The 25,298-nt window shown below is 73.0% G+C and carries 20 protein-coding genes; 13 read left to right on the forward strand and 7 right to left on the reverse strand.

The genetic code is table 11. The features are described 5' to 3' along the window. Positions 1–36 precede the first annotated feature (36 nt). Together P1V51_10255 and P1V51_10260 are read left to right on the forward strand one after the other, a co-directional pair. On the forward strand, positions 37–2,589 hold the full coding sequence (locus tag P1V51_10255) for a TonB-dependent receptor (GenBank protein MDF1563419.1): 2,553 nt from the start codon (positions 37–39) through the stop codon (positions 2,587–2,589). Further along, positions 2,589–3,515 carry a 5'-nucleotidase gene (locus P1V51_10260; GenBank protein MDF1563420.1) on the forward strand — a complete coding sequence of 309 codons (927 nt, stop codon included), beginning with the start codon at positions 2,589–2,591 and terminating at the stop codon, positions 3,513–3,515. Before P1V51_10255 ends, P1V51_10260 begins: the two co-directional genes overlap by 1 nt. A 92-nt stretch (positions 3,516–3,607) precedes the next feature. Here the strand turns inward: P1V51_10260 and P1V51_10265 are convergent, their stop codons facing one another. Continuing rightward, positions 3,608–3,814: a TIGR04563 family protein gene (locus P1V51_10265; GenBank protein MDF1563421.1), complete on the reverse strand. Its 207-nt coding sequence runs from the start codon at positions 3,812–3,814 to the stop codon at positions 3,608–3,610. Between the two features lie 166 nt (positions 3,815–3,980). Here P1V51_10265 and P1V51_10270 point away from each other — a divergent pair, with 166 nt between their 5' ends. Beyond that, complete coding sequence (locus tag P1V51_10270; protein MDF1563422.1) at positions 3,981–5,714, forward strand: choice-of-anchor D domain-containing protein; 1,734 nt, start codon at positions 3,981–3,983, stop codon at positions 5,712–5,714. 31 nt (positions 5,715–5,745) lie between these two features. Here P1V51_10270 and P1V51_10275 read toward each other — a convergent pair whose 3' ends face one another. Next, a complete protein-coding gene (locus P1V51_10275; protein ID MDF1563423.1) occupies positions 5,746–6,003 on the reverse strand; it encodes a hypothetical protein in 258 nt (85 codons plus the stop codon). Continuing rightward, positions 6,003–6,185, reverse strand: coding sequence for a TIGR04563 family protein (locus P1V51_10280; protein MDF1563424.1), 183 nt, complete (start codon positions 6,183–6,185; stop codon positions 6,003–6,005). Before P1V51_10280 ends, P1V51_10275 begins: the two co-directional genes overlap by 1 nt. Positions 6,186–6,386: 201 nt before the next feature. Here P1V51_10280 and P1V51_10285 point away from each other — a divergent pair, with 201 nt between their 5' ends. The 7 genes from P1V51_10285 to glmM all read left to right on the forward strand — a co-directional run bounded on the left by P1V51_10285 (position 6,387) and on the right by glmM (position 17,127). Then, positions 6,387–8,585 (forward strand): hypothetical protein, encoded by a 2,199-nt coding sequence (locus P1V51_10285; protein MDF1563425.1) that lies wholly within the window; start codon positions 6,387–6,389, stop codon positions 8,583–8,585. A 34-nt stretch (positions 8,586–8,619) separates the two neighbouring features. Next, on the forward strand, positions 8,620–10,353 hold the full coding sequence (locus P1V51_10290) for a DNA polymerase (GenBank protein ID MDF1563426.1): 1,734 nt from the start codon (positions 8,620–8,622) through the stop codon (positions 10,351–10,353). Continuing rightward, complete coding sequence (locus tag P1V51_10295; GenBank protein ID MDF1563427.1) at positions 10,350–11,120, forward strand: hypothetical protein; 771 nt, start codon at positions 10,350–10,352, stop codon at positions 11,118–11,120. The genes P1V51_10290 and P1V51_10295 overlap by 4 nt, the downstream gene beginning before the upstream one ends. Positions 11,121–11,348: 228 nt before the next feature. Further along, the gene (gene tilS, locus P1V51_10300; GenBank protein MDF1563428.1) at positions 11,349–12,389 is read left to right on the forward strand and encodes a tRNA lysidine(34) synthetase TilS; all 1,041 of its coding nucleotides are present in this window, start codon (positions 11,349–11,351) and stop codon (positions 12,387–12,389) included. A 117-nt stretch (positions 12,390–12,506) separates the two neighbouring features. Further along, entirely contained in the window at positions 12,507–14,441 is a 1,935-nt protein-coding gene (gene ftsH / locus P1V51_10305; GenBank protein ID MDF1563429.1) for an ATP-dependent zinc metalloprotease FtsH, read from the forward strand. A 65-nt stretch (positions 14,442–14,506) separates the two neighbouring features. After that, positions 14,507–15,754, forward strand: coding sequence for a dihydropteroate synthase (gene folP / locus P1V51_10310; protein MDF1563430.1), 1,248 nt, complete (start codon positions 14,507–14,509; stop codon positions 15,752–15,754). Beyond that, positions 15,751–17,127 (forward strand): phosphoglucosamine mutase, encoded by a 1,377-nt coding sequence (gene glmM, locus P1V51_10315; GenBank protein MDF1563431.1) that lies wholly within the window; start codon positions 15,751–15,753, stop codon positions 17,125–17,127. Before folP ends, glmM begins: the two co-directional genes overlap by 4 nt. 37 nt (positions 17,128–17,164) lie before the next feature. Here the strand turns inward: glmM and P1V51_10320 are convergent, their stop codons facing one another. Both P1V51_10320 and P1V51_10325 read right to left on the reverse strand, forming a co-directional pair. After that, the gene (locus P1V51_10320; GenBank protein ID MDF1563432.1) at positions 17,165–17,833 is read right to left on the reverse strand and encodes a zf-TFIIB domain-containing protein; all 669 of its coding nucleotides are present in this window, start codon (positions 17,831–17,833) and stop codon (positions 17,165–17,167) included. 3 nt (positions 17,834–17,836) lie between these two features. Continuing rightward, on the reverse strand, positions 17,837–18,319 hold the full coding sequence (locus P1V51_10325; GenBank protein ID MDF1563433.1) for a hypothetical protein: 483 nt from the start codon (positions 18,317–18,319) through the stop codon (positions 17,837–17,839). Between the two features lie 144 nt (positions 18,320–18,463). Between P1V51_10325 and sppA the strand changes: the two genes are divergently transcribed. Genes sppA through P1V51_10340 form a run of 3 tightly spaced genes read left to right on the forward strand, consistent with a single transcriptional unit; the run spans position 18,464 to position 22,019 of the window. Beyond that, positions 18,464–20,191 carry a signal peptide peptidase SppA gene (gene sppA, locus P1V51_10330; protein ID MDF1563434.1) on the forward strand — a complete coding sequence of 576 codons (1,728 nt, stop codon included), beginning with the start codon at positions 18,464–18,466 and terminating at the stop codon, positions 20,189–20,191. Next, on the forward strand, positions 20,188–21,561 hold the full coding sequence (locus P1V51_10335; GenBank protein MDF1563435.1) for an adenylate/guanylate cyclase domain-containing protein: 1,374 nt from the start codon (positions 20,188–20,190) through the stop codon (positions 21,559–21,561). The genes sppA and P1V51_10335 overlap by 4 nt, the downstream gene beginning before the upstream one ends. 20 nt (positions 21,562–21,581) lie before the next feature. Next, positions 21,582–22,019: a hypothetical protein gene (locus P1V51_10340; GenBank protein ID MDF1563436.1), complete on the forward strand. Its 438-nt coding sequence runs from the start codon at positions 21,582–21,584 to the stop codon at positions 22,017–22,019. Here P1V51_10340 and P1V51_10345 read toward each other — a convergent pair whose 3' ends face one another. Together P1V51_10345 and P1V51_10350 are read right to left on the reverse strand one after the other, a co-directional pair. After that, entirely contained in the window at positions 22,020–24,221 is a 2,202-nt protein-coding gene (locus P1V51_10345; GenBank protein ID MDF1563437.1) for an adenylate/guanylate cyclase domain-containing protein, read from the reverse strand. Then, complete coding sequence (locus P1V51_10350) at positions 24,218–25,297, reverse strand: hypothetical protein (protein ID MDF1563438.1); 1,080 nt, start codon at positions 25,295–25,297, stop codon at positions 24,218–24,220. The genes P1V51_10345 and P1V51_10350 overlap by 4 nt, the downstream gene beginning before the upstream one ends. Between the last annotated feature and the right edge of the window lies 1 nt (position 25,298).

Below are 25,298 nucleotides of genomic sequence, written 5' to 3' on the forward strand. Positions count from 1 at the left end.
GACAGGGATCGCGCCCGCCACGAGCATGACTCGGGAATGGGTCTCAACGACGAGCAGCTGGTGAGCCCGCCTCCGGGCGGGGGGCCGCGGGGCGCGGCGTGGATCGTCGGGCTGATCGTCCTGCTCTGGCCCGGCGTCGGGTTCGGGTCCGAGACGGCCTGGGTCGCCTTCCTCCACACCCCGCCGGTCGCCCAGCACGCCGAGGCCGATCTGGTGCTGGTGGGCAGCGTGATCGGCCGCCAGCCGGGGGAGGAGCTCGTCGTCCGCTACCGCGGCGAGGGCGAGGCCTGGCGCGAGGTCCCGGTGAAGGCCGGCTGGGCCGACGAGAGCCGGGCGGTCGTGCGGGCCAGCGAGCTGAAGGCGCCCTGGATCGAGTACTACGTGGTCTCCCGGCGCGGCAGCTCCGAGGTCGCGATCTTCGCCTCGGCCGAGGCACCCCGGCGGATCCCCGTGGTCACCGAGGCGCGGATCCAGGGCGGGGAGGGCCCCCAGGCGGGGCCGACCCTCGAGGAGCTGCGCGCGGCGGGCCGCAAGGAGCTCTCGGCGATCGCCCGCGAGGCCGTGGTGACCAGCGCGACCCTGCGGGCCCAGACGGTGACCCGGGCGCCCGCGATCGTCTCCTCCATCTCCCGGCGGGAGATCGAGGCGATGGGGGCCCGCACCCTGGTCGACGTCCTCGATCGCATCCCCGGCCTCACCGTCTCGCGCGACGTGCAGGGCTTCTACCGGGTCTCGGTGCGGGGCATCCGCAGCGATCCCGAGGTCCTCCTCCTCCTCGACGGGCACCGCCTGGGCAACCTCTACGACGGCCGCAACCTCTACGAGCTACCGGTCGCCGGCGTCGAGCGGGTGGAGGTCATCCGGGGGCCGGGCGCGGCCCTCTTCGGCGCCGGCGCCTTCCTGGCGGTCATCAACGTCGTGCCCTCCGAGGCCCTGGGGATCCAGGGGCTGGCCGGCTTCGACACCTTCGCCGTGGGGCGCAGCCACGTGGGGCTGGGCCTGCCGGTGGGCGAGAAGGGCAGGGTGCGCTTCGAGGCCGACGTGAAGAGCGGCCGGGGCTACCACTCCCCGATCATCGAGGACGCCTTCGGCGGAGACGAGGGCGATCCCGCCGGCGCCATCGACGACCACCACCGCCTCGTCCACGGCGGCGTGCACGGCCGCCACCCCTTCTCGGACGGCTCGGTCTTCGACTGGTCCCTGCGGGCCCTCTACCAGGATCGCGGAGCGCTCCTGGGGTCCTTCGACACCGCCGGACCCCGCTCGGAGCTCTCGTGGATGGTGGGGCTCTTCGACGTGGGCTACCAGCGGCCCCTGGGCGAGAAGATGCGGCTGCGCCTCTCACTGACGGGAGACCTTCAGTCGATCTCTCGCACCTTCGAGCTGGCCCCGGCGGGCTACGAGCTGGCCACCGCCACCTTCGAGGACGGGATCCTCGAGGAGCGCCACCACGTCTCGGACGGCATCTCCCTGCAGGCCGCGGCGGACGTCGAGCTCTTCGAGGGCAACTCCCTGACCTTCGGCCTCGGCGCTGCCCGGGAGGCCCTCGACGCCTGGGACTACCGGGTGAACTTCGACGCGGCGACGGGCGCGCCCCTCGAGAGCCCCGCGACCCCCGAGGGCGTCACCTTCCCGGCCGGCGACGCGGGCCTCACTCAGCGCATCGCGCTGGGCGTCTTCGCCCAGGATCTCTGGACCCTCGTGCCGAGCCTGGATCTCACCGCGGGCGTGCGCGGTGACGTCTTCCTCGGCGGCGTCGGGCGGGACGATCCCCTGGCGGAGGGCAAGGCGGGCAGCACCTTCGCCGTCACCCCCCGGGTGGGCCTGGTCTTCCAGCCGACCGATCCCTGGACCTTCAAGGCCCTCTTCGCCACCGCCTTCCGGGTGCCCACCTTCGAGGAGCTGACCTCCGTCCTCCTCGAGTCCAGCCTGACCCGCGGCCAGTTCGAGGGCGATCCCACCCTGGAGCCCGTCCGGATCCAGACCGCCGAGGTCTCGGCCGAGCACCGGCTCGCCAGCGGCAAGAACCAGATCCGGCTGCGGGCGAACGCCTTCTTCAACCGCTTCCTCGATCGGATCGAGGCGGTGGACGAGACGGGCGTGATCAACCAGCTCTCCAACCGCGCGCTGCCGATCAACGTCTTCGGCGCGGAGGGGGGAGGGCGGATCGACTTCTCGGCCCGCGACCGGGTGAAGGTCGAGGTCGCCTGGTTCCGGGCCTTCGACACCAACGCCCCCTCGGGCCTGAACCTGCTCACCGACACCCCGCAGCTCAAGATGGTGGTGCAGACCGAGCTGGGCCTGGGGCCGCTCCTCGATCTCCACCTGGCCGCCCGCTTCGGCTCCGAGCGCCGCAACAACGCCCGCTCCAAGCTCGAGGCCCTCCACCGCTTCCGGATCCAGCCCTACGCGCTGGTGGACGCCACCCTGCGGACCCGGCCCCTCGGGGGGCACCTGGTGCTCGAGTTCACCCTGCGCAACGCGCTGGACTCCCCCCGCCACGACGACGTCCCGCGTCCGGACCGGGTAACGGGCCTCCTCCCCGGCCCGGGCCTCTCGGGGGAGCTCACCCTGCGGGGGTCCTTCTGATGAGACGGCGCCTCTCGATCCTCCTCCCGGCGGCCCTGGCCGTGACCCTCCTGGCGGCGCCGGGCTGCATCGCCTTCAACGAGGAGTGCAGCTCACCGCCGGACCTCGTCGATCCGGACACCATCATCGGCTACCTCGCGGCGCCCATCCCGGTGACCGAGAACCGCGTCCGCACCGAGGAGATGGCCATCGGCAACCTGGTCGCGGACGCCTTCGCCGACGCCTTCAACAACCCGGCGAACCCGAACCACCGGGACACGGTCTCCCCCGTCGACGGCGCCATCGAGAACGCCGGCGGGATCCGCAACGAGGGCTTCTGCGCCGAGGTCGACTCCCTCCCGGGCGATCCCGACGATCCGCCGCCGCTGACGCGCGCCGATCTCCGGGAGGTGATGCCCTTCACCAACCGGGTGGTGGTGGTCGAGCTCAACGCCGCCGAGGTCATCGAGATCTTCGAGCACTCGGTCTCGGCCCTCGGCGATCCCGACGACCCCGACAAGGGCTTCTTCCTCCAGGTCTCCGAGGGCATGGAGGTGATCGTGGACTGCACGGGCACCCCCCAGGAGGTCGTCGAGGGCGCGATCACGGTCCCCGGCACCCGGGTGCAGGCGATCCGCTTCGGTGACCGGGTGCCCTGCGCCGTGCAGGCCGACTGCCCGGCCGGCAACGTCTGCGACACGGGCCGCTCGGCCTGCAAGATCGATCCCGCCGACACGACGACCCTCTACCGGGTCGCCACCAACGACTACCTGCTGCGCGCCGACGGCAACGACGGCTTCGCGACCCTCGCCGGGCGGCCGGGCTTCAACAGCCTCGGGCGGCTCGACGTGGAGGCGGTGGAGGACTACCTGGACCTGCACTCCAGTCCGGTGCTGCCCTACGAGCCGCGGGTCGAGGGGCGCCTGGTCCTCGACAACTGCGACTAGGGCAACCCGACCCTTCGGTTGGGTTGCTTGCTGCCCGTGCCGGGCAGCCGTACTCGAGAAGCAGCCTGATACCCCGAGGGGTATCTGCTAGGTCACTCGTCGCGGCCGCGGGGATCGTCGGATCCGCCGATGACATCGTTCACCGAGGGGAACTTCATGACGTCCTCGCGGGCGAGCTTCCAGGCCTGCTGCACGACCCAGGAGAGAGAGCGGTCCTGCCGGGCGGCCTCCTCCTGGATCTCCTTCAGCATGGACTCCGGGAAGTAGAGCGATTGCTTGCGCTTGTCGGTCGGCTTCATCTTCTTACCCGTGCTCTTTCCTTCGGATCGGGCGCCGGCTCGTCTCGCCCGGGCCTGGGGTCCGGGTTCCGGCGCGGTCATCTGTACCTCGGGGTATGACAGAGTGCGTAAAGGTGTCAAGCGAGCCCCTAGGTAGGACCTCCTGTTCCGGTGTAGGTAGTTCCGCGTGAAGATCCCCCAGACAGGCTGGACGGTCCCCGATCTCCTGCTGCTCGTGTTGGTGGCGGGGCTCGGCGGCTGCGGCGGCTGCGACGAGGACGTCAACCGCCTCACCTTCGTGCTCGAGGCCGCGCCCCGGACCCTCGACTTCGGGGCGGCCCCGATCCGCTTCCCCACGGTCGAGCCGGTGACGGTCACCTCCCTCGGCTCCGGGACGGTGAGGATCGAGTCCCTCTCGATCGTCGGTCCGGACGCCGGGCGCTTCTCGGTGCCCGCCCAGGCCGACCCGGCCTCCCTCCTGCCGGGGGCGTCGACCGACCTGCCGGTGACCTTCGACGCGCGGGAGGAGGGGACCTACGAGGCCAACCTGGTGGTGGTGAGCAACGCCGACGCCGGGGATCTGATCGTCCCCCTGCGGGCCATCGGGCGGGCGCCGGACATCGCTCTCTGCGAGCCCCTGGCGGCGGGCCAGACCGAGCCGACCTGCGTCCCCGACGGCGCCGTCTTCGAGCTGGATCTCGGCTCCGCCGGGCGGGGCCGGACCGTCTCCCGCAGCGTGCTGATCCGCAACGTCGGCGAGGCGCCGCTCAAGATCGACGCCAGCACGGCGCTCTTGCCGGCCAACGTCGGCATCGCCCTGGGCGAGCCGCTGGCGGGCGCCTCGGTCGTGGTGGGGGGCGGGATCGAGGTGCCGCTGACCTTCCTGGGCACCGAGCAGGGACCGGTGAGCGCCGACCTGACCATCGTCAGCAACGACCCCGACGAGGGCAGCGCCATCGTCCGGGTCAGCGCGACCGGCGCGGTGAACCAGGCGCCCACGGCCTGCCCGGCGGTCCTGGAGATCGAGCACCAGAACGGCTCGGTCGAGGTCCCCGCGGATCCCTTCGCGCCGGCGGCCCGTCCGGCGGACACCCTGCGCCTCACCGCCCATCCGGACGCCAGCTGCTCGGCCGATCCCGAGGACGGCGTGAGCGGGCTGACCTACGTCTGGACGCTGCTGGAGGCGCCGGCGATCTCCGGCGCGAGCATCGGCAACTCCAGCGCCGGGCCCGCCCCGGGGCTGGGCGAGCCGCCCCCCTGGCTGGAGATCGACGCCATCGGGACCTACCGGGTGGGGCTGACCGTCACCGACTCGGCGGGCCTCGCCTCGCCCGAGGGGGTGCTGGTGATCGACGCCGTCCCCCAGGACGATCTCACCGTCGAGCTCTCCTGGCACGTCGGCGCCGACCTCGATCTCCACCTCATCGCCCCCGGGGGCGTGCCCTTCTGCGATCCCCTCGACTGCTTCTGGGACACCTGCACCGACGTCACCGGCGCGGGCTCGGGGATCCCCATCCTCGACTGGGGCGACGACGCGGACGCCGACGGCAAGCTGGACGGAGACAGCAACCAGCTCACCGATCCAATCCTGGTCTTCGACAACGTCGGGAGCACCGTGGTCGGTACGGACACCCGGCTGGAGACGATCCGCCTGCCCACGGCGCCGCTGGCGGGCGGCGTGCCCTACACGGTGGCGGTCCATCACTTCGAGAACAAGGCCGCCGGTCCGGTCGACGCCACGGTTCGCGTGGTCTACCGGGGGAGCATCCTCTGGGAGGCGAACCACACCTTCACGGCCGGGAGCGCGAACGACGTCTGGACCGCGGGGGTGGCCGACGTGAGCACCGGGACGGGGAGCGCCTCGGCGGTGCCCGATCAGACTCACCCTCCCTACCTGCCGCCGCCGCCCGCCTGTCCCTAGGGGCCCGGAGCGCGGCGAAGAGGAGAGGGGGTCAGCGCCGGAGGAGCGCGCGAGAGGCCAGGAGGGTCGCGCTCGCCTTCTCCTCGGAGACGGTGGCCTCGGGGCCGTCCTCGAGGAGGGTCCGCCGGCGCTCGTGCGCCGCGAACGCCTCGCGCAGGTGCTGCTCCTTCGCCTCGGGGACGAAGTCCTCGAGCAGGACCGGATCTGCAGGGGTGTCCCCCCGGACCGGAGCGGCCGGGAGGACGAGCCCCATGCAGACCAGCGCTGCAGTCAGCAGGCGGTCCATCATCAGGCCACGTGCCGCTCGCCGAGGTCGTCCACTCCGGGGAAGGAGCGGATGGTCGGGCCGGCCAGGCGCCAGGCCTGCTGCACCAGCCAGGAGAGGGTGCGCTCCTGCCGGTTCATCTCTTCTTCGATCTCGTCGAGCATGGACTGGGGGAAGTAGATGCTTCGCTTCTTGGTGCCGGCCATCGGGTCTCCTTGGGTGGGGGTAGGCTCGGGTACGACGGGGGCGATGCCTGTCTCCACTGTAGGAGGGTGTAGGACATGAGCAAGAAAACACCGAATCCTGTTGCACTTCGTTGCAGTCTGCGTGCGTCTCCCGGCCTTCCCACGGGCGTGGCGGACAGGTAGCTTCGAACGAACACGCGATCCGTTCACGAGGAGGCCACCATGCGATTCCCCACCTTCATCGCCGCCCTGACGCTGCTGCTCTTCACCGCCGTCGGATGCGGCAACGACACAGTCGCCACCGATCCCTGTGAGACGAACGCCGACTGCACCACCGGCTTCTGCGTGGATGAGGCCTGCGCGGACTCGCTCGCCTGCACCGCGGACGCGGACTGCGGAGCAGACGCCTACTGTGGCAGCGCCGACCGGTGCATCCGGGCCTGCGCCGACGACTCGGCCTGCGCCGCGGGGTGGACCTGTGTCTCCGGGCGCTGCGAGCGGGAGCCGACCTGCACCACCGACGCCGACTGCGCGGCGCCCACCGCCCTCTGTGACACCACCGCCGGCACCTGCGTCGCCTGCCTGGCCGACGCCGACTGCGGCACCGGCGAGGTCTGCAACGCCGGCGTCTGCGAGGGGACGACCTCCTGCACCGACGACGCCGGCTGCGGCCTCGAGGAGATCTGCGAGAGCAACGTCTGCATCTCTGGCTGCCGGGACGACAGCGGCTGCGACACCGGCCGGGTCTGCCGCTCGGGCGCCTGCGTCGGCGCCGGCTGCACGGCCTCCACCGACTGCACCGACGCCGCCCTCCCGGTCTGCGACACGGCCACCGGCCAGTGCGTGGGCTGCCAGGTCGACGGCGACTGCACGGCCCCGGAGGTCTGCGTGTCCAGCCAGTGTGTGGCGGTGGGCACCGACTGCGACGTGAACACCCCCTGCAATCCGGGCAACGTCTGCGTCTCGGGCTACTGCGTGGCGGGCTGCGCGAGCATCCTCGACTGCCCGGCGGACACGGTCTGCGATCCCTCGCGCGGCGCGTACGGGGCCTGCCTCGCCTGCCTCGTCGACGGTGACTGCCCGGGCGGCCAGGCCTGCCAGAACGACCTCTGCGTGGAGTGCACCGACGACGCTGGTTGCGCCGCCGGCGAGATCTGCCTCACCTCCCAGTGCACCCCGGGTTGCCGGGACGACGCAGGCTGCGCCGCCGACGAGATCTGCGAGAACCTGGCCTGCCTGACCGGTTGTCGGGACGACGCCGCCTGCGCCGCCGACGAGATCTGCGAGAGCCAGCTCTGCCGCACCGGCTGCCGCGACGACGGGGACTGCCCGGCCGCCGGTGAGATCTGCCACACGGTGGATCTGCTCTGCGTGCCCGGCTGCACCACCGACGCCGAGTGCGGCCTCGGGACCATCTGCGAGAACCAGGGCTGCGTCGACGGCTGCCGCGACGGTCGGGACTGCGCCGACGGCACCTACTGCGACCTCGGCACCACCCCGGGCAGCTGCGTCGCCGGCTGCGACACCGACGCCGACTGCGGCTTCGGCAGCCCGCGCTGCAACACCACCACCCACGACTGCGTGCAGTGCCTCGACGGCGGCGACTGCCCGGGCGGCCTCCTCGACGCCTGCGATCCGGGCGGTGAGTGCACCCGCAGCTGCACCGTCGATGGTGACTGCGGCTTCACCAAGCCCAACTGCGACGCAACCCTCGGGGTCTGCGTGGGCTGCGTGGACGCCACCGACTGCAACGCCGGCGAGGTCTGCGACGCCAGCACCGGCCAGTGCGCCGAGTGCGTGGTCGACGGCGACTGCGCGGCCGGGGTCTGCGACGCCGGCTCCTGCATCGAGTGCCTGGTCGACGCCGACTGCACCGCGGATCCGGCCCTGCCGGCCTGCTCGAACGAGAGCTGCGTGGCCTGCACCAGCGACGCGCACTGCACCGGCGGCACCTGCGACCTCGCCCGCGAGGTCTGCGTGCCCGACACCGGCCGGGCCCTCTGCGAGACCTGCACCGACGACGCCCAGTGCGGCACGGCGGCCGATCTCTGCGTGATCTTCATGGAGGGCAACGGCGGGAACGCCACCGAGATCGACCGCGGCTGCGGCATCGACTGCGGCGGCGGCGGCAGCTGTCCGGCGGGCTACCAGTGCGTGACCCTCGGCAGCGGGCGGGGCGATCAGTGCGTGCCGGACTACGGCAACAGCGTGCAGACCTGCGCGGCCCACCGGGACCTCGGCTCCCAGTGCCAGCCCTTCTCCGGCGAGGTCTGCGGGGTGCCGGGGACCGACGACTCGGACTGCAACTTCCTGGGCATCGGCGACTCGCGCTGCGCGATCCGCTGCACCCCGGGGGCGGGCCAGTGCCCGGCGCCCTTCGTCTGCACCACGGACTTCGACGGCCAGTCCCGCTGCCGCTGAGGTGATCTCGGGCCGGAGGTGATAGAAACCCTCCGTGGCAGAGCTGATCCAGGATGGCGCCGCCCTCGCGAGGGCGGTGGAGCGGCTGGTCGGGCGACCGGTGCTGGCCTGCGACCTGGAGACGACCGGCCTCGACCCGCATCGGGACGAGGTCCTCCTGGTCCAGGTCGGGGACGACCGCTACCAGATCGCCGTGGACGCCCGGAAGGTCACCGACCTCTCCCCCCTCCAGGCGGTCCTCGAGCGCGACGGGATCACCGTCTTCCACAACGCCCAGTTCGACCTGAAGTTCCTCAAGAAGGTCGGGCTCACGGTCTCGCGCCCCCAGGACACGATGATGCTGGAGACCCTCCTGGCCGGCGGAAGGCGGGTGGGGGCGCGCACCCTGAAGGCCTGCAGCGAGCGGCGGGTGGGGCTCTCCCTCGACAAGGCGGTGCGCTCGAGCTTCGAGCGGATGGAGGGGGAGCTGACCGAGGCCCAGATCGACTACGCGATCGACGACGTCCTGGCGACCTACCACCTCTTCCTGGAGCAGAGCCGGGAGATCGAGAGGGAGGGGATGCAGCTGGCGGCGCAGATCGAGGGCGCCGCCACCCTGGCCTTCGCCGATCTCGAGTACCACGGCATCAACCTCGACCGGCCCGCCTGGGAGGCGATCCTGGAGCGGGCCCAGGTCGCCCGGGACGAGGCGCGGGGCAAGCTGGAGAAGGCGCTCCTGCCGGTGGTGGGCGGGGACCTCTTCGGCAACGTGAACGTGAACTACGAGTCGGAGAGCGAGCTGCGAGACGTCTTCGCCCGCCTCGGCTTCCCCGACCTCCCCGGGCTCGACAAGGAGACCCTCGGCGGCCTCGATCACCCGGTCGCCCGGGAGCTGCTGATCTACCGCAACCACCAGAAGACCCTCTCGTCCTACGGCGAGGGCTTCCTGGCCCACATCCACCCGGTCACCGGGCGCCTGCACCCCCGCTTCCGGCAGATCGGCGCCGCCACCGGCCGGGCGAGCTGCGACTCGCCGAACCTGCAGAACGTGAAGAAGGGGGAGGGCTTCCGGGAGGCCTTCTGCGCGCCGCCGGGGCGGAAGATGATCACCGCGGACTACGCCACCTGCGAGCTGCGGATCCTCGCGCAGCTCTCCCTCGACCCGGCCTTCCTCCGGAGCTTCGAGAAGGGCGAGGACCTCCACTCCGCCGTGGCCACCGAGCTCTTCGGCAAGACGGTGACGAAGGAGACCGAGCCCGAGCTGCGGAACCGGGCGAAGGCCATCAACTTCGGCCTGGTCTACGGCATGGGCGCCGGCGGCCTGGCCAGCTCCCTGGGCATCTCCCGCAACGAGGCGGAGAAGCTCCTCGAGGGCTACTTCGAGAAGTTCCCCCGGGTGAAGCGCTACCTGGAGGGCTCGGTGCGCGAGGCCCTGCAGCGCGGCCACTGCGAGACCCTCTCGGGGCGGCGCCTCTACCTCGACGGCGCCAGCGAGCCCGAGAAGCGGCCCCACCTCGAGCGGGTCGCCCGCAACATGCCCGTGCAGGGCGCCTCCGCGGACATCACCAAGCTGGCCATGGCGCGCCTCACCCGCCACTACCAGCGTGAAGGTATCGATGCCTTCCTCGTCAACACCATCCATGACGAGCTGCTGGTCGAGGTCGACGCCGACCGGGCCGAGGAGGCCGCGAGGGTGCTCGAGCAGGAGATGGTCGCCGCGGGCGATCGCTTCCTGCCGAAGGTGCCGACGGTGGTGGACGTGATGGTCTCGGACCACTGGAGCAAATGAGCCCTCGTCCTCACCTCTGGGCCTGGCGGACCGCCTCCCGGCTGCTGCTCGGCGTGCTCCTGCTGCCCCTCGCCGCGACGGCCGAGGCGCCGATGGACCGCCTCGCCGAGCTGCGGGAGGAGCGGAGCTCCGTGGGCAAGGAGTACGACTGGCGCTACGCCGAGGACCTGCAGGCCTTCGCCGAGCGGATCCAGGACTCGCTCGTCCGCCTCGAGCGCCACGCCGAGAAGGAGTCCGAGCTCGAGGCCGAGCGGGTGATCGACGGGGTCGGGCTGGTCGTGGGGCCGCGCCGGGTGGTGACGCCCTCGCGCTGGCTGGAGGGGGCGAGGTCCATCTGGGCGATCCAGGACGACCAGCGCCTCGGCGAGGCGGTGGTGGTCGCCCGGGAGGAGCGCCTCGGGCTCCTCCTCCTGGAGCTGAAGCTGCCCCGGGGGAAGATGCTGCAGCCGGTGGAGGGCTTCGCGCAGCTCGAGGACAAGCTGCCGACCGAGCTGGTGCTCCCGAACGCCCCGGGGCGGAGCACCGCCGGCGTGAACCGCGGCGTGGCCATCCGCGAGGGCGAGGTCGTCTACGTCGGCGGCGTGCTGCGCAACGGCGTGCCGGGCTTCGACTCGCGCGCCCGGGCGCTCGTCATCTGCTACGGACCCACCCCCGATCAGGGGCGCAGCGTCGCCTTCGATGGGGCCGCGGTGGGGGCCTTCGTGAGGGCGAACCTCGAGGCGGCGGTGCCGGAGCCTGCGCCAAAAAAAACCGACCCCGCGCCGTGAAGCGCGGGGCCGGGGGACCCTGAGGGGGAGGGGGGACCCCAAGGTCCGCAAACCACCGACTCCTTCCGTGCACTTTCCCGAGGTCAGAGGAGAGGAGGGGTTCCCTCCGAACATCCCGGCCGACTCGCGAGGAGCCGACGTACCCGGTCGTCACCGGTGGCTATTCTCTTTTCGCTTGTCTTCAGGATAGACATCTGAAACCGACCCCGCAATCCCCCCCCAGTCAAGTTGTCGAAATCACTGGCAGAAAACCGTGACGATCCGGTCGAGTCCGCCCTGCGCGCGGCCTTCGAGGAGGGCCTCTGGGCGCCCGCGGATCACCTCCTCGTCGCGGTGAGCGGCGGGGCGGACTCGGTCGCGCTCCTGCACGCGCTCGCCGGCGCGCGCGCGAGGCTCGGGGAGCCTCGGCTGAGCGTGGTCAGCGTCGATCACAGGCTGCGCGAAGGAAGCGAGGCGGAGGTGGAGACGGTCCGCGGCCACGCCGCCGCGCTGGGGCTCGACTTCCACCCGGCGCGGATCGACCTCGCCGGGGCGGGGCCGCCGGGCGCCGCGGGGGGGCTGCAGGCCCTGGCTCGCCGGCTGCGCCGCGAGGCCCTCGAGGCCCTGCGTGAGCGGGTCGGCGCGAACTGGATCGTCAGCGCCCACAGCGCGACCGACCAGGCCGAGACCCTCCTGATGCGCGCCCTGCACGGCACCTCGGTCGGCGGGCTCGCCTCGATCCGGCCGCGGCGGGGGGTGTGGCTCCGGCCGCTCCTCGCCTGCCGGAGGGAGGCCCTCCGGGCCTACTGCGAGGCGCACGCGCTGGCCTTCCACGACGATCCCGGCAACGAGGATCCTCGCTTCGATCGCAGCGCGCTGCGGCACACCCTGCTGCCCCTGCTCGAGGAGCGCTTCAACCCCCGCTCGGTGGAGGCCCTCGCGCGCCTCGCCGGCCTCGCGGCCGAGGACGACGCTCTCCTGGAGGCGATGGCCGGTGAGCTCGAGGCCGCGCTGCGCCGGGGCGAGGCGCTCGAGGCCGCCGGGCTCGCCGCCGCGCCGCGTCCCCTGGCCCGGCGGGTCCTGATCCGGGCCTGGCGGGAGGCCGCCCGCCGGGAGGGCCTGGTGGAGGAGGGCGAGAGCGTGCGCACCGAGGCCGCCTTCATCGACGAGATCCTCGCCCGCGTGGGCGGCGAGCGGCGCGATCCCTGGGAGCGCAGCCTGCCCGGGGGGCTCTGCGCCATCCTGCGCAAGGGGAGGCTCACTTTCGGGCGCACGCCCGCCAGGCCCTGAAAGCCCGGGGAATCTGGAGGGTTGCCCTGCGTCGAGGCGCCCTTATGCTAGGGTGGTCCGCTCGATTTTCCACATGAGGCGGGCCGTGAGTCCCCCAAGCCAGCGAGGCCCCGACCCTTGAAGCAGTCAACGAAGACCGTCCTCCTGTGGGCGCTGATCATCGTCGTCTTCGTCTCCTTCTACAACGTCTTCTCCCAGCCCGGTAAGGAGGAGCAGAAGGTCGACTACTCGACCTTCATGGTGCAGGTCGCCGAGAAGAAGGTCGAAGATCTCAAGATCAAGGGTACCGCCTACAACGGCACCTACAAGGACGGGCGGTCCTTCCGCACCGTCGGCCCCTGGCCGGTGGACGCCGAGCTGCGGGCCGCCCTGGCCGACGGCGAGGTGAAGCTCGAGTTCGAGAACCCCGAGCAGGGCTCCTTCCTCCTGACCCTCCTGGTCCAGTGGCTGCCGCTGCTGGTGCTGGTGCTCCTCTTCTTCTTCTTCATGCGGCAGATCCAGGGTAGCGGCGGCAAGGCGATGAGCTTCGGCAAGAGCCGGGCCCGCCTCCTCACCGAGAACGCCAACAAGGTGACCTTCGCCGACGTGGCGGGCATCGACGAGGCCCAGGAAGAGCTCGAGGAGATCGTCTCCTTCCTCAAGGACCCCAAGCGCTTCACCCGCCTCGGCGGTCGCATCCCCAAGGGTGTGCTGATGATGGGGCCGCCGGGGACCGGCAAGACCCTGCTGGCCCGCGCCATCGCCGGCGAGGCCGGCGTGCCCTTCTTCTCGATCTCCGGCTCGGACTTCGTCGAGATGTTCGTCGGCGTCGGCGCCTCCCGGGTGCGCGACCTCTTCGAGCAGGGCAAGAAGAACGCCCCCTGCATCATCTTCATCGACGAGATCGACGCCGTCGGCCGGCACCGCGGCGCGGGCCTCGGCGGCGGCCACGACGAGCGGGAGCAGACCCTCAACCAGCTCCTGGTGGAGATGGACGGCTTCGAGTCGAACGAGGGCGTGATCCTCATCGCCGCCACCAACCGCCCCGACGTCCTCGACCCGGCGCTGCTGCGCCCGGGCCGCTTCGACCGCCGGATCATCGTCCCGCGCCCCGACGTGCGGGGCCGCCTCGGCATCCTCAAGGTCCACACCCAGCGGGTGCCCATCGCCGACGACGTCGACCTCGACGTGATCGCCCGCGGGACGCCCGGCTTCTCGGGCGCCGATCTCGAGAACCTGGTGAACGAGTCCGCGCTCCTGGCCGCGCGCCGGGGGGTGGAGCAGGTCGACATGACCGCCTTCGAGGCCGCCAAGGACAAGGTGCTCATGGGCTCCGAGCGGCGCTCGATGGTCCTCTCCGAGGAGGAGAAGCGCACGACCGCGATCCACGAGGCCGGCCACACGCTGGTCGCCAAGCTGACCGGCGCCGATCCCGTCCACAAGGTGACCATCATCCCCCGGGGCCGCGCCCTCGGCGTGACGATGACCCTCCCCGAGGAGGACCGGCACAACTACACCAAGGAGTACCTCCTCGACATGATCGCCATGTTGATGGGCGGGCGGATCGCCGAGGAGCTGGTGGTCGACGAGATCAGCAGCGGCGCCGCGAACGACATCGAGCGGGCCACCGAGATGGCCCACCACATGGTCTGCGAGTGGGGGATGAGCGAGAAGCTCGGGCCCCTGGCCTTCGGCAAGGGCGAGGGGGAGATCTTCCTCGGCCGGGAGATGACCCAGCGCGCCACCTACTCCGAGGACACCGCCCGGGCCATCGACGACGAGGTCTCCCGGATCGTGAAGGAGCAGTACGCCCGCGCCCGGAAGATGATCGAGGAGAACCGCGAGGCGCTGGACCGCATCTCCACCGCCCTGGTCGAGTTCGAGACCCTCGACGGGGGTGAGGTCGACGAGCTGATCGCCGGCCGCCCCATCGAGCGCGCGGCGGCCACGGCGCGGGAGCCGGAGCCGGCGCCCGAGGAGAACGGGAAGGCCGAGGGCGGCAAGAAGAAGCTCCTCGACGCCCTCGACGGGCTCACCGGCGGCGGCCCCGAGCCCGAGCCCGAGAAGGCCTAGAACCAGGCCCTGCATCGGCGCCCGAAGCCTGCCCCGCTGGCGGGCTTTCGGGTATGCACGTCTCCATGCTGGTCCGGCGAGTCAAGATCGACGCAGTGGAGGAGGGCGAGCGCTTCGCGCGCCGCCTGGGGCTCGCCGAGAGCAGCCAGCGGCAGGCCGCCAAGGCGATGGCCCGGCCGATCCACCTGCTGCTGACGGAGCTCGAGGACGAGGACGCCCGGGCCCTGCGCGCCCTGGGGCGCCGGCCCGAGGAGGAGCGCGCCCGCCCCGCGGTCTTCACCGCCGAGCGCGGGGCCGCGATGATCTGCGGGACCCGCTGGGAGGTCTTCTCCCTGGCCACCCAGGCCGCCATGGGGGACGACCCCCGGCTGCAGGTGCTGGCCGACCGGATCAGCGCCTGCCTCTCGCACACCGAGAGGGGCCCCGCCCACTTCCGGGTGGGGGAGCAGCGGCTCCCCCTCGGGGAGCGCAGCTACCTGATGGGGGTGCTCAACGTCACCCCCGACTCCTTCTCCGACGGGGGCCGCTTCCTCGACCCCGCCGCCGCCGAGGCGCACGCGGCGGCGATGCTCGAGGCCGGCGCCGACCTCCTCGACGTCGGCGGCGAGTCGACCCGGCCCGGGGCGCCGCCGGTGGAGGCGAGCGAGGAGATCGACCGGGTCCTGCCGGTGCTGGAGCGGGTCGTGGCCCTCGGCGCGCCGGTCTCGATCGACACCACCAAGGTGGAGGTGGCCCGCGCGGCCCTCGACGCCGGGGCGCGCATCGTGAACGACATCTCGGGGCTGCGCGAGGCCGGGATGGCCGAGCTGGCCGCCGAGAAGGGGGCGAGCCTGGTGGTGATGCACCTCCGGGCGACGCCCGAGGCGATGCAGTCCCACACCCGCTACAGCGACCTCTGGGGCGAGATCGTCGGGAGCCTCGGCCAGGCGGTCGCGGCAGCGGTGGAGGCCGGCGTGAGCCCGGACCGGATCGCGGTCGATCCGGGGATCGGCTTCGCCAAGACCGCCGAGCAGAGCCTGGCCCTCATCGCCGGCCTCGGAGAGCTCGCCAGCCTGGGCCAGCCCATCCTCGTCGGCCCCTCCCGCAAGTCCTTCATCGGCGCCGTCACCGGCGCGCCGGTGGAGGCCCGCCTGCCGGGCACCCTCGCGGCCGCGGTCCTCGCCGCGCGAGAGGGCGCCCACATCCTTCGGATCCACGACGTCGCCGAGGCCCGCCAGGCCCTCGACATCGCCGACGCCATCCGCGCCGCCGGCCCCGCGGGCAGCGCCTACGAGGCGCCCGGCCCCGTCCCCGGTGAGGAGAGCCCAGCGTGAGCAAGAGGCCAGAGAACGCCAGCCGCACCCTCTTCGGCACCGACGGTGTCCGGGGCAAGGCCAACGTCCACCCCATGACCCCCGAGATCACCATGGCCCTCGGGGCGGCCATCGCCCGCCACGTCCGCGCGGGGCCCCGCCGCCACCGGATCGTCGTGGGCAAGGACACCCGCCTCTCGGGCTACATGTTCGAGCAGGCGCTGGCCGCGGGGATCTGCTCGATGGGGGTCGACGTGCTCCTCTGCGGGCCGCTGCCCACTCCGGGGATCGCCTTCCTCACCCACTCGATGCGCGCCGACGCCGGCGCGGTGATCTCGGCCTCCCACAACTACTTCCAGGACAACGGCATCAAGTTCTTCGCCGGGGACGGCTTCAAGCTCCCCGACGCGGTCGAGGCGGCGCTCGAGGCCGACGTGATGGGCCAGAGCGGCCAGCGCCGCCGGCCCACCGACAACCGGGTGGGCAAGGCCTTCCGGATCGACGACGCGATCGGCCGCTACGTGGTGCACCTGAAGAACTGCTTCCCGGCCGACCGCACCCTCGACGGAATCCGGATGGTGATCGACTGCGCCCACGGCGCCGCCTACAAGAGCGCCCCGGCGGTCTTCGAGGAGCTCGGCGCCCAGGTCGTCCGCATGGGCAACCGCCCCGACGGCCGGAACATCAACCGCAAGTCGGGCGCGCTCCACCCCGAGCAGCTCGCCCGCTCGGTCCTGCGCCACCAGGCCCACCTGGGCATCGCCCTCGACGGCGACGCCGACCGGGTGGTGCTGGTGGACGAGAAGGGGAAGGTGGTGGACGGCGACGCCCTGATGGCGGCGCTGGCGCGCTACCTGATCCGGGGGCGGGCCCTGAAGGGCCGCACCCTGGTCACCACGGTCATGAGCAACCTCGCCCTCGACCACGCCCTGGCCGAGGTGGGCGGGAAGGTCCTGCGCACCCAGGTCGGCGACCGCTACGTCGTGGAGCGGATGCGGCAGAAGGGGCTCACCTTCGGCGGCGAGCAGAGCGGCCACCTGATCTTCCTCCAGCACGCCACCACCGGCGACGGCACCCTCGCCGGCCTGATGGTGCTGGCGATGATGCTCCAGGAGGAGCGCCCGCTCTCGGAGATCGTCGGCAGCTTCGAGCCCTTCCCCCAGATCCTCCTGGGGATCGAGGTCCGCGAGAAGCCGGCCTTCCGGCGGGTGCCCGCGATCCACAAGGCCATCGAGAAGGCCGAGCAGGCGCTGGGCGACGAGGGCAGGGTGCTGGTGCGCTACTCGGGCACCGAGCCCAAGGCCCGGGTCCTGGTCGAGGGCCGGAAGCAGGCCAAGATCGAGGCGGAGGCCCAGCGCATCGCCGAGGCCATCCGCAAGGCCATCGGCGCCTGACCCGTCCTTCCCGGCCCCGGCGCGCTGCCGGGGCCCCTTAGCGGAACAGCTCGAAGAGGAAGCGGACGAAGACCCCCAGCGGGCTGTGCAGGTGCCCCTGGCGCTTGGCCTCCCAGCTCGAGAGCGGCCGGTCCAGCGGCGAGCCCAGCCCCGTGGAGGGGGAGGGCCGGGGGGCCTCGACCGCCGGGGGCGGCGGGCCGTCCGGCGTCGAGGCCGCCCAGGAGCGGACCTGGGCGATCTCCCCGGCGTCGAGCCAGATCCCGTGCGCCCGGCACCAGTCGACGATCACGCCGGAGCGCTTCTCCCAGTTGGTGCGGTTCATCAGGGTCTCGCACTTCGGGCAGCGGATGTAGGCGGCCTGGCTCCCGGGCGGCGTCGCCCCGAGGGGCGCGCCCGCGCCGTCGGCCTCGAAGACCCCGCCCCGGGCGTCCTGCCGGGCGCTCTGGAGGAGGCTCTCCAGCTCTCCGAGATCGAACCAGGTGCCCTGGCAGGCGATGCAGACGTCGAGGGCCAGGTGCCGGTAGTGGATCTCGTAGAGGGGCTCGCCCGGGCAGCGCGGGCACTGCATGGGGGTCGAGTGGAAGGAGAAGCCTCGCCCGTTGTAGCGGATGCCGGCGTGGCAGTAGGTGCAGAGGTTCTGCTCGGTGAAGACGCCGCCACACTTGGGGCAGCGAGCCTCACGACCCGGGAGGGGGGAGTGGCTCATGTCCTAGTCCGCGCGGTAGAGCACACGGCCTCGTTTGTCGCGGCCCGCCTTGATGCGGCCCTCCTGCACCAGCTGCTGCAGCATCGACTCGGCCGTGCCGGAGTCGACGCCCGAGGACATGCTGATCCGGCCCGAGGTCGCCCAGCCATCGACCCGCCTGAGGGCGGAGAAGATGGCCTCCTTCGGGGAGAGGCCGGAGCCGCCGCCCGCCTGGCCCTGGGAGGCCAGGGCCTGCTCGTCCTCGGGGATGTTGAGCTCGCGGGTCTGGGCCCGGAACCACACCAGGAGGCCGAGGAAGGTGAGGCAGCCGAGACCGGTGATGAGCAGGTAGGCCTGGGCGCTGAGCCCCTCCTTCTTCTTGGGGGCGTTCTCGTCGACGTAGCTGCGCAGCTTGGTCGAGGGAGGACGCCCCACGTCCTGCGCGAACGCAGGAGCGGCGAAGGAGAGGGCCATGCCGACGAGCAGGCTTGCGAGGAACGCGCGCATCGACGTGGATGATAGCGGTGGAGTTCTTTCAGGGTCAACGGCCGCACGACGCCGCCCCGCCGGAGGGTCTGACGCCAGCATCCTCTCGCCCCTCGCGAAGATCCTCGGGCTATAGTGGCTGCTCTCGCCCCCGGAAACGAAGCCGTGCGCATTCTCCTCGCCATCCTCTTCGACCTCGTGGAGATCCTCTTCCACGGCACCCAGAACCTGCTCAAGGGCTGGGGGCTCAAGGGAGAGGAGGTGGCCTGGGTCGCCTTCCGCCTCGGCGGTGATCCCCCCTACCGCCGTCAGGGGCTGGTGCGGCGCCGCCTCGGCGCCCGTCGCGGCAACCCGGAGTGGGAGCCCGACCTCGAGACCTTCGGCGAGCGCCTCGAGGCCGTCGCCGGGGCGCGAGGGACGCGGGGCGTGGTGCTGCGCCTCGAGTCCCTGGAGCTCGGCCGGGCCAAGGCCCACGCCCTGGCCGGGACCCTGCGGGCCTTCCGGGAGTCCTCGGGCAAGGAGGTCGTGGTCTGGGCCGCCGCCCTCGAGGGGCCCGCGCTGGCCCTCGGCCTCGCCGCCGACCGGATCCTGGTCGCGCCCGCCGGCCGGGTGGGGGTGAAGGGCGCGGCCCTGGAGGTCACGACCGCCCGCCGGGCCCTCGAGAAGCTCGGTGCCTCGGCGGTGGTGGTGCGCCGGGGCACCCACAAGGCCGCCGGGGAGGTCCTGACCGAGGACGGGATCTCCGAGGCCTACCGGGAGACCCTCGACGGGCTCCTCGACGACGGGCACGCCCACGCGCTGGCCCGCCTGCAGGAGGGCCGCGGCGTGGACGCCGAGGTCGCCGCCAGCTGGATCGATCGCGGGCCCTACACCGCCGCCGACGCCCTCGACGAGGGGCTGATCGACGGGATCTGCTACGGCGACGAGGTCGCCGATCACCTGGAGCGCGCGGGCGCGCCCCGGCCGAAGCTGCGGCCCTGGCCGGCCTTCGCCGCCAGCCAGACGCGGCCGCTGCGCCTCCGGCCGATCCTCACGGCCCGGCCCCACGTCGCCGTGCTCTCCCTGCGGGGGCTGATCGTCGAGGGCGAGAGCCGCCCCCTCCCCGGGGGCAGCCGCACCGTCGGCGATCGCACGGTGGCCGAGGCGCTGGCCGAGCTGCGCAAGGACGAGCGGGTGAAGGCGATCGTCCTGCGGATCGACTCCCGGGGGGGCTCGGCCCACGCCTCGGATCTGATCTGGCACGAGGTGAAGCGCACCGCGGAGAAGAAGCCGGTGATCGCCTGGATGGAGAACGTCGCGGCCTCGGGCGGCTACTACATCGCCGCCGCCGCCCACGAGATCCTCGCCGCGCCCCTCTGCCTCACCGGCTCCATCGGGGTCATCGCCAGCCTCTTCGATCTCTCCGGGGTCTACGAGCGCCTCGGGCTCCGGCGCGAGCTGCTGGCCCGCGGGGACCTCGCCGCCCTGGGCACCACCTCGCGGGCGCCGACCGAGGAGGAGCTGGCGCACCTGGATCACCAGGTCGGGCAGCTCTACCAGGTCTTCAAGGAGCGGGTCGCCGCCGGGCGCGGCCTCGAGCTCGAGGAGGTGGAGGCCGTGGCCCAGGGGCGGGTCTTCACCTCCGAGCGGGCGAAGGAGCACCGGCTGATCGATCGGGTGGGGGGCTTCGAGTCGGCGGTCGACGCCGCGCGCCGCCGGGCGGGGATCGCCGGCGAGTTCGAGCTGGACTTCCGGGAGCCCCTGCCGAGCGGGCTCATGGGCCTGCTGCCCGGGATGGAGCTCCGCGAGGCGTGGCTGCCGGGCGACGCCTTCCTCCTCGACTGGGCCCACCTCGCCGCGCGGGCGCCGGGGGCGCTCTGGGCGGTGGAGCTCCTCGAGCCTCCGGGGCGATGAGCGGGATCGTGGCGAGCCGGGCCTACCTGAGCAGGCTGGTCTCCTACGCGCCGGGCCACATGGCGCGGATCCGCCTGGAGGATCCCTCCCGGCGGGGCAGCTGGGCCGAGGTCGCCGAGGGCAGCCTCCTGGTCGCCGACTTCTCCGGCTTCACCCGCCTCTCGGAGGCCCTCGGGGAGATGGGCCGGCAGGGCGCGACCGTCCTCGCCGACATCCTCAACCGCTACTTCGAGATGCTCATCGACGACGTGGGGTTGCGGCGGGGGGGCGAGCTCATCGGCTTCGGCGGTGACGGCTTCACCTTGCTCTTCCTGGAGGGCGACCACGCCCGCAACGCCGTCGCCGCCGGGCTGGAGATCCAGGAGGCGATGGCGCTCTGCGCCGAGGCGGAGACCCCCCTGGGAACCTTCCCCCTGGCGCTGCGGGTGGGCATCGCCACCGGCCCGGTCTTCCAGGCCCTCCTGGGCACCGGCGGCGGCGCCGAGGTCGTCATCGGAGGGCCCACCGTCGAGGCCGCGGTGCGGCTGCAGCAGGCCTGCGCCCGCGGCTCGGTGCTGATCTCGGAGCGCACCCGGGAGCGGGCGGGAGAGGGGCTGGCGGCCCGGCCGTGCCCCGGCGGGGACGATCGCCGGCTGGGCTTCGACGCCCACGTCGTCGAGGAGCTCGAGCCTCTGCCCCCGCACGGGGAGCCCTTCGACTGGCGCGAGCTCCTGGAGCAGCACCTGGAGGAGGCGGGGCCGATCCTCGAGCCCTTCGTCGACCCCGGGGTGCTGCCGCTGATCCAGGCGGCGCCCGAGGCACCGCGGATCGAGGCCACCTACGCCCCGGCCACGGCCCTCTTCATGCGGGTGCAGGGCGTCCCCCTCCACGGCGGCGCCGAGGTCCTGCCCACCCTGGTGGAGCTCACCGAGGCCCTCTCGGCGGTGCTGGAGCCGGTGGGCGTCCCCCTGCGCAAGACCGACGTCTCGGAGGCCGGGATCAAGATGATCCTGATCTTCGGTCCCCCGGCGGGGGCCGAGACCCACGTCCTGGACGCGGCCCTGACCGCCAGCGTCATCCGCACCGGCCTGGCGCCCACCCGGCCGCGGACGGCCCCCTTCTCGGGGCTGGAGGTGCGCTTCGGCCTGGCCACCGGCAGCGTCTGGGCCGGGGAGGTGGGCTCGCGCCGGCGGCGGGAGTACAGCGCCATCGGCGACGCCGTGAACCTCGCCGCCCGCCTCGCGGATCGGGCCGAGCCCTGGGAGATCCTCTGCACCGAGGAGATCGCCCGGGCGGCCGATCCCTACCTGCAGAGCGAGGACCGGGGCCCGCTCGCCATCCGGGGCAAGGCCCGTGAGGTGCCCTGCCATCGCATCCTGCCTCCCCGCTAGCCCTGCTTCTGGAGAAGCCCGTGACCCGACGCCTCCTCGCCGCTCTCTGCCTGCTCCTGCCCCTCGCCGCGAGCCCCGCCTGCTGCCCGGACCCCCGGGTGGTGCCGGACGATCCGGTGAGGCCTCCGCCGGTGGTCGTGGCGGACCCCGACGCGGCCGGGGAGATCCGCGCGGTCCTCGAGGCCTTCGCCGCGGCCGCCGCCGAGGGCAGCTTCGAGGACGCCTACGCCCTGCTCTCCGGCCACCACCGGGCCCGCTACAGCGTCGAGACCCTCCGGCGGGATCACGAGGAGGCGGGCTCCGAGGCGCAGGCCCTGATCGACCGGCTGAAGGCGGCGCTGGCCTCCGGGGCCGAGCCCCTCGTCGAGGGCGAGGGCGCCACCTTCCCCCTCGGGGGCGGCCTCTCCATCGGGCTGGTCTACGAGGAAAAGTACTGGCGAATCGACCGTTTGCGGTGATTACTTCACGAGGAAGGTGAAGACGCCATCCCAGCCCTCGGGCGCCTCGTCCCCGAGGCTGGCGAGGCGCTCCAGGTAGAGGGCCGCCACCGCGTCGCCGGGGTTGTCGGCCGCGAAGGCCGTGAAGGCCTCCCGGGCGGCCGGGAAGCGGCCCTCCCGCCAGGCCGCGAGGGCGGCCTCGAAGCGCTCGAGCCCGGCGTAGCTCGCGATCTGGCGGTCGGGGCCGGCGAGGAGCTCGTGGATCGAGACCGGCTCCTCCTTGCCCTTCACCCGGACCCGGTCGACCTCCCGAAAGGCGAAGCCCCCGGGGGCGGCCGCCCGGGTCTGCTCCCCGCAGAGGCAGAAGACCCCGTAGTTCTTGGTGAGCCCCTCGAGGCGCGCGGCGAGGTTCACCGCGTCGCCCACCACCGTGTAGTCGAAGCGGGCCCGCGAGCCCATGTTGCCCACGACCATCTCGCCGGTGTTCAGCCCGATCCCGATGGCGAGGTCGGCGAAGGCGCCCTCTTCGGCCGCCCGCACCTCCTCGAGGGCGGCGTGCATGGCCAGGGCCGCCCGGAGGGCCATGGCCGGGTGATCGGGCGAGTGCACGGGCGCGCCGAAGACCGCCATGATCGCGTCGCCGATGTACTTGTCGAGGAGCCCCCCCTCGCCGAGGACCGCGCCGGTCATCGGGTCGAGATAGCGGCCCAGGAAGGCCACGACCTCCTCCGGTGAGTGCTTCTCCGAGAGCGTGGTGAAGCTGCGGATGTCCGAGAAGAGCACCGTCAGCTCCTGACGGGCGCCCCCGGGGGCCAGGGCCGCCGGGTCCCGGATGAGCTGCTCGATCACCGCCGGCGAGAGGTAGTGGGCGAAGGTGTGGCGCAGCTGGCGGCGCTGCTGGCCCTCCTGGAGCCAGCCCAGGAGGAGCCCGGCGCCCAGGGCCGAGACGAGGGCCAGCCCGGGCCCCACCGCGGCCAGCCAGAGGCCCTGGTGGCGGAAGAGGAGCCAGAGGGCGAGGGCGTGGCCCGCCGCCAGGAGGAGGGCCCCGCCGATGCGCCAGCCCGGACCGAAGCTCCAGGCCGGCAGGAAGAGGAGGACCACCCCGAGGCCCAGGAGGAGAGTGAGGAGGGCGTCGGTGAGGGGGGCGCTGCGCCGGTGGAAGTCGCCGGCCAGGAAGTTGTCGATGGCCTCGGCGTGGAGGAAGACGCCGGGCAGGACCTCGTCGAGGGGCGTGTGGAGGGCGTCGTGGCCGAGGTAGGTGACGCCGACCAGGACCATCTTCCCCTGCAGGGCGCCCTCCGGGAGCTTCCCCTCGACCACGTCGACGGCGGAGTGGAAGGGGAAGGCCTGGCGGCCCCGGAGGTTGAGCAGGGCCCGGAGCCCGGGCTCCAGGATCAGCTCTCCCCCCTCGCCCCAGGCGATGGTGGGCGGGCCCCCGGTGTAGGCGAGCCCCCCCCGGCCGTAGCCCGCGTGCCGCGCCAGGACCTGGAGGGAGAGGGGCGCGAAGGGGCGGTCCTGGTGGAAGCTCACCACCGGCAGGGTCCGGACGATCTTGTCGGGGTCCTCCTGCAGGTTGATGGTGCCCAGGGCGGCGGCCTCCCGGGCGAAGAGGGGCAGCGAGGCCAGCGCCCGCGGCGTGTTGCGGTAGGGCTCGGTCCCGGGGGCGAACTGGCCGTAGGTGCCGCGGCGCAGCGCCCGGCCGTCGACCTCCGGCCCGCCGCGGTTGCCGAGGTGGAGGGCGAGGACCACGTCCCGCCGCCGGGAGAGGGTCTCGGCGAGGATCCGGTCCCCGGCGAGAAGCTCGCTGATCTTCCGCAGGAGCTGCCAGGAGGGGAGGGCCTCACCCTCGGGGCTCCCGGGCGGCGGCTCCTCCCGCAGCAGCGCCTCGATCTCGGCGGCCAGCTCGGGCCCGAGGAGGGCCTCGGGCTCGGCGAGGAAGAGGTCGAGACCGATGACGCTGGCCCCGGCCCCGCGCAGGGCCTCGATCAGGCGGGCCAGCCCGGCCCGCCGGGTGAAGAGCTCGGGATCCCGGGCGGAGGTGGCGTCGTCCAGGCCGACCACCACCACCTCGCCGCGGGAGGGCTGGGGGCCGCGCAGGCGCGTCCGCAGGTCGTAGCTCCAGCGCTCGAGGCTCTCCAGCGGCGCCGGGCGCAGTCCGCTGGCGAGCGCCCAGAGGGCGACCAGCAGGGCGGCGACCCAGGCGGGCTGCTTCAGGAGCCTCACGGACGGGTCAGGCGCAGGGTGATCCAGCCCTTGCTGTCCTTCTTGCCCTTCCAGGCCTGGCCCAGCAGGTGCGGCCGCGCGCAGAGGGGCAGGGGGCGGGCGCCCTCGAGCCGGGCGCGGACGATCTTTCCGTCCTTCACCTTGAAGAGGAGGGTCATCACGTTACGCGGCGGCGGCAGCTCTTTGAAGAGACACTTGCGCAGGGCCTGGTTCCGCAGGAGCTGCCGCCGGTTGAGGGGGGCGGAGGTGCTGGCCTTCGCCTCCTCCTTCGCCTTGGCCTTCTCCAGCGCGGGCGCGGGCGCGGGCGCTCCGCCGCGGGCCTCCGTGGCCTGCAGCCGGGCGCCCTCGAGGGCGTCGTCGGCCTCGGAGAGGGAGAGGTCGGCGGAGCCGGTCTTCGGCGGGGCGGGCGGCGCCTCGAGGGCGGCCGGGGCCGCGCCGGCCAGGCCGTCGGCCGCGCCGACCATCGAGCGGGCCGAGTCCTCTTCCCGCTCGAGCGCGGCGGCCTCCCGGGGGGGCGGGGGCGGCGCCGGGGAGGCGCTCGGGGCGGGGCGCGCCGGGGGCTTCATCGGGACCGACCTCGCCGCCGAGAGGGACTTCTTGCTGGAGCGGGCCCCCTTCGAGGCCGGGGCCGCCGGGACGGTCTCCACGGCCGTGATCCGGGAGTGCCAGCCGGCCGTCCGCTCGGCGCTGGCGAGGGCCTCCGCGCGCAGGGGCTCCTCCTCGGGGTAGAGGAGGGCGGCGAGCTGCCTCGCCGCGGGCGCGGCCTCTCGCGTGGTGCCGAGGAGCGCGATCTTGTCCACCCGCAGGCGCAGCTCCTCGTCGATGCGGACCAGGTGACCGTTCTTCAGGTGGAGGATGGCGAAGGACTCGAAGTCGGTGACGATGACGTCCCGCCCGTCGAGCTGGGTCCCCACGGCGAGGGCCCGGGGCTCCTGCCCCGGGCGCTGCAGCTCCACCTCCCCCTGGACGAGGATCACCTGCGCGAGGGGCTCGCCGGCCTCGCTCGATCCCGAGACGAAGAGGAGGGTGAGGGCGAGGAAGAGGGGGAGCTTCGTGCGCAGGGTGGTCATGGTCACG

The sequence above is a fragment of the Deltaproteobacteria bacterium genome (assembly GCA_029210625.1).
Taxonomy (GTDB): domain Bacteria; phylum Myxococcota; class Myxococcia; order SLRQ01; family SLRQ01; genus JARGFU01.

What these genes read in the sequence shown, in the direction of transcription:
- P1V51_10255 (MDF1563419.1), top strand. Translation starts at nt 37, where the DNA reads ATGGGTCTCAACGACGAGCAGCTGGTGAGCCCGCCTCCGGGCGGGGGG.
- P1V51_10260 (MDF1563420.1), top strand. Translation starts at nt 2,589, where the DNA reads ATGAGACGGCGCCTCTCGATCCTCCTCCCGGCGGCCCTGGCCGTGACC.
- P1V51_10265 (MDF1563421.1), bottom strand. Translation starts at nt 3,814, where the DNA reads ATGAAGCCGACCGACAAGCGCAAGCAATCGCTCTACTTCCCGGAGTCC.
- P1V51_10275 (MDF1563423.1), bottom strand. Translation starts at nt 6,003, where the DNA reads ATGATGGACCGCCTGCTGACTGCAGCGCTGGTCTGCATGGGGCTCGTC.
- P1V51_10280 (MDF1563424.1), bottom strand. Translation starts at nt 6,185, where the DNA reads ATGGCCGGCACCAAGAAGCGAAGCATCTACTTCCCCCAGTCCATGCTC.
- P1V51_10285 (MDF1563425.1), top strand. Translation starts at nt 6,387, where the DNA reads ATGCGATTCCCCACCTTCATCGCCGCCCTGACGCTGCTGCTCTTCACC.
- P1V51_10295 (MDF1563427.1), top strand. Translation starts at nt 10,350, where the DNA reads ATGAGCCCTCGTCCTCACCTCTGGGCCTGGCGGACCGCCTCCCGGCTG.
- folP (MDF1563430.1), top strand. Translation starts at nt 14,507, where the DNA reads ATGCTGGTCCGGCGAGTCAAGATCGACGCAGTGGAGGAGGGCGAGCGC.
- P1V51_10320 (MDF1563432.1), bottom strand. Translation starts at nt 17,833, where the DNA reads ATGAGCCACTCCCCCCTCCCGGGTCGTGAGGCTCGCTGCCCCAAGTGT.
- P1V51_10325 (MDF1563433.1), bottom strand. Translation starts at nt 18,319, where the DNA reads ATGCGCGCGTTCCTCGCAAGCCTGCTCGTCGGCATGGCCCTCTCCTTC.
- P1V51_10335 (MDF1563435.1), top strand. Translation starts at nt 20,188, where the DNA reads ATGAGCGGGATCGTGGCGAGCCGGGCCTACCTGAGCAGGCTGGTCTCC.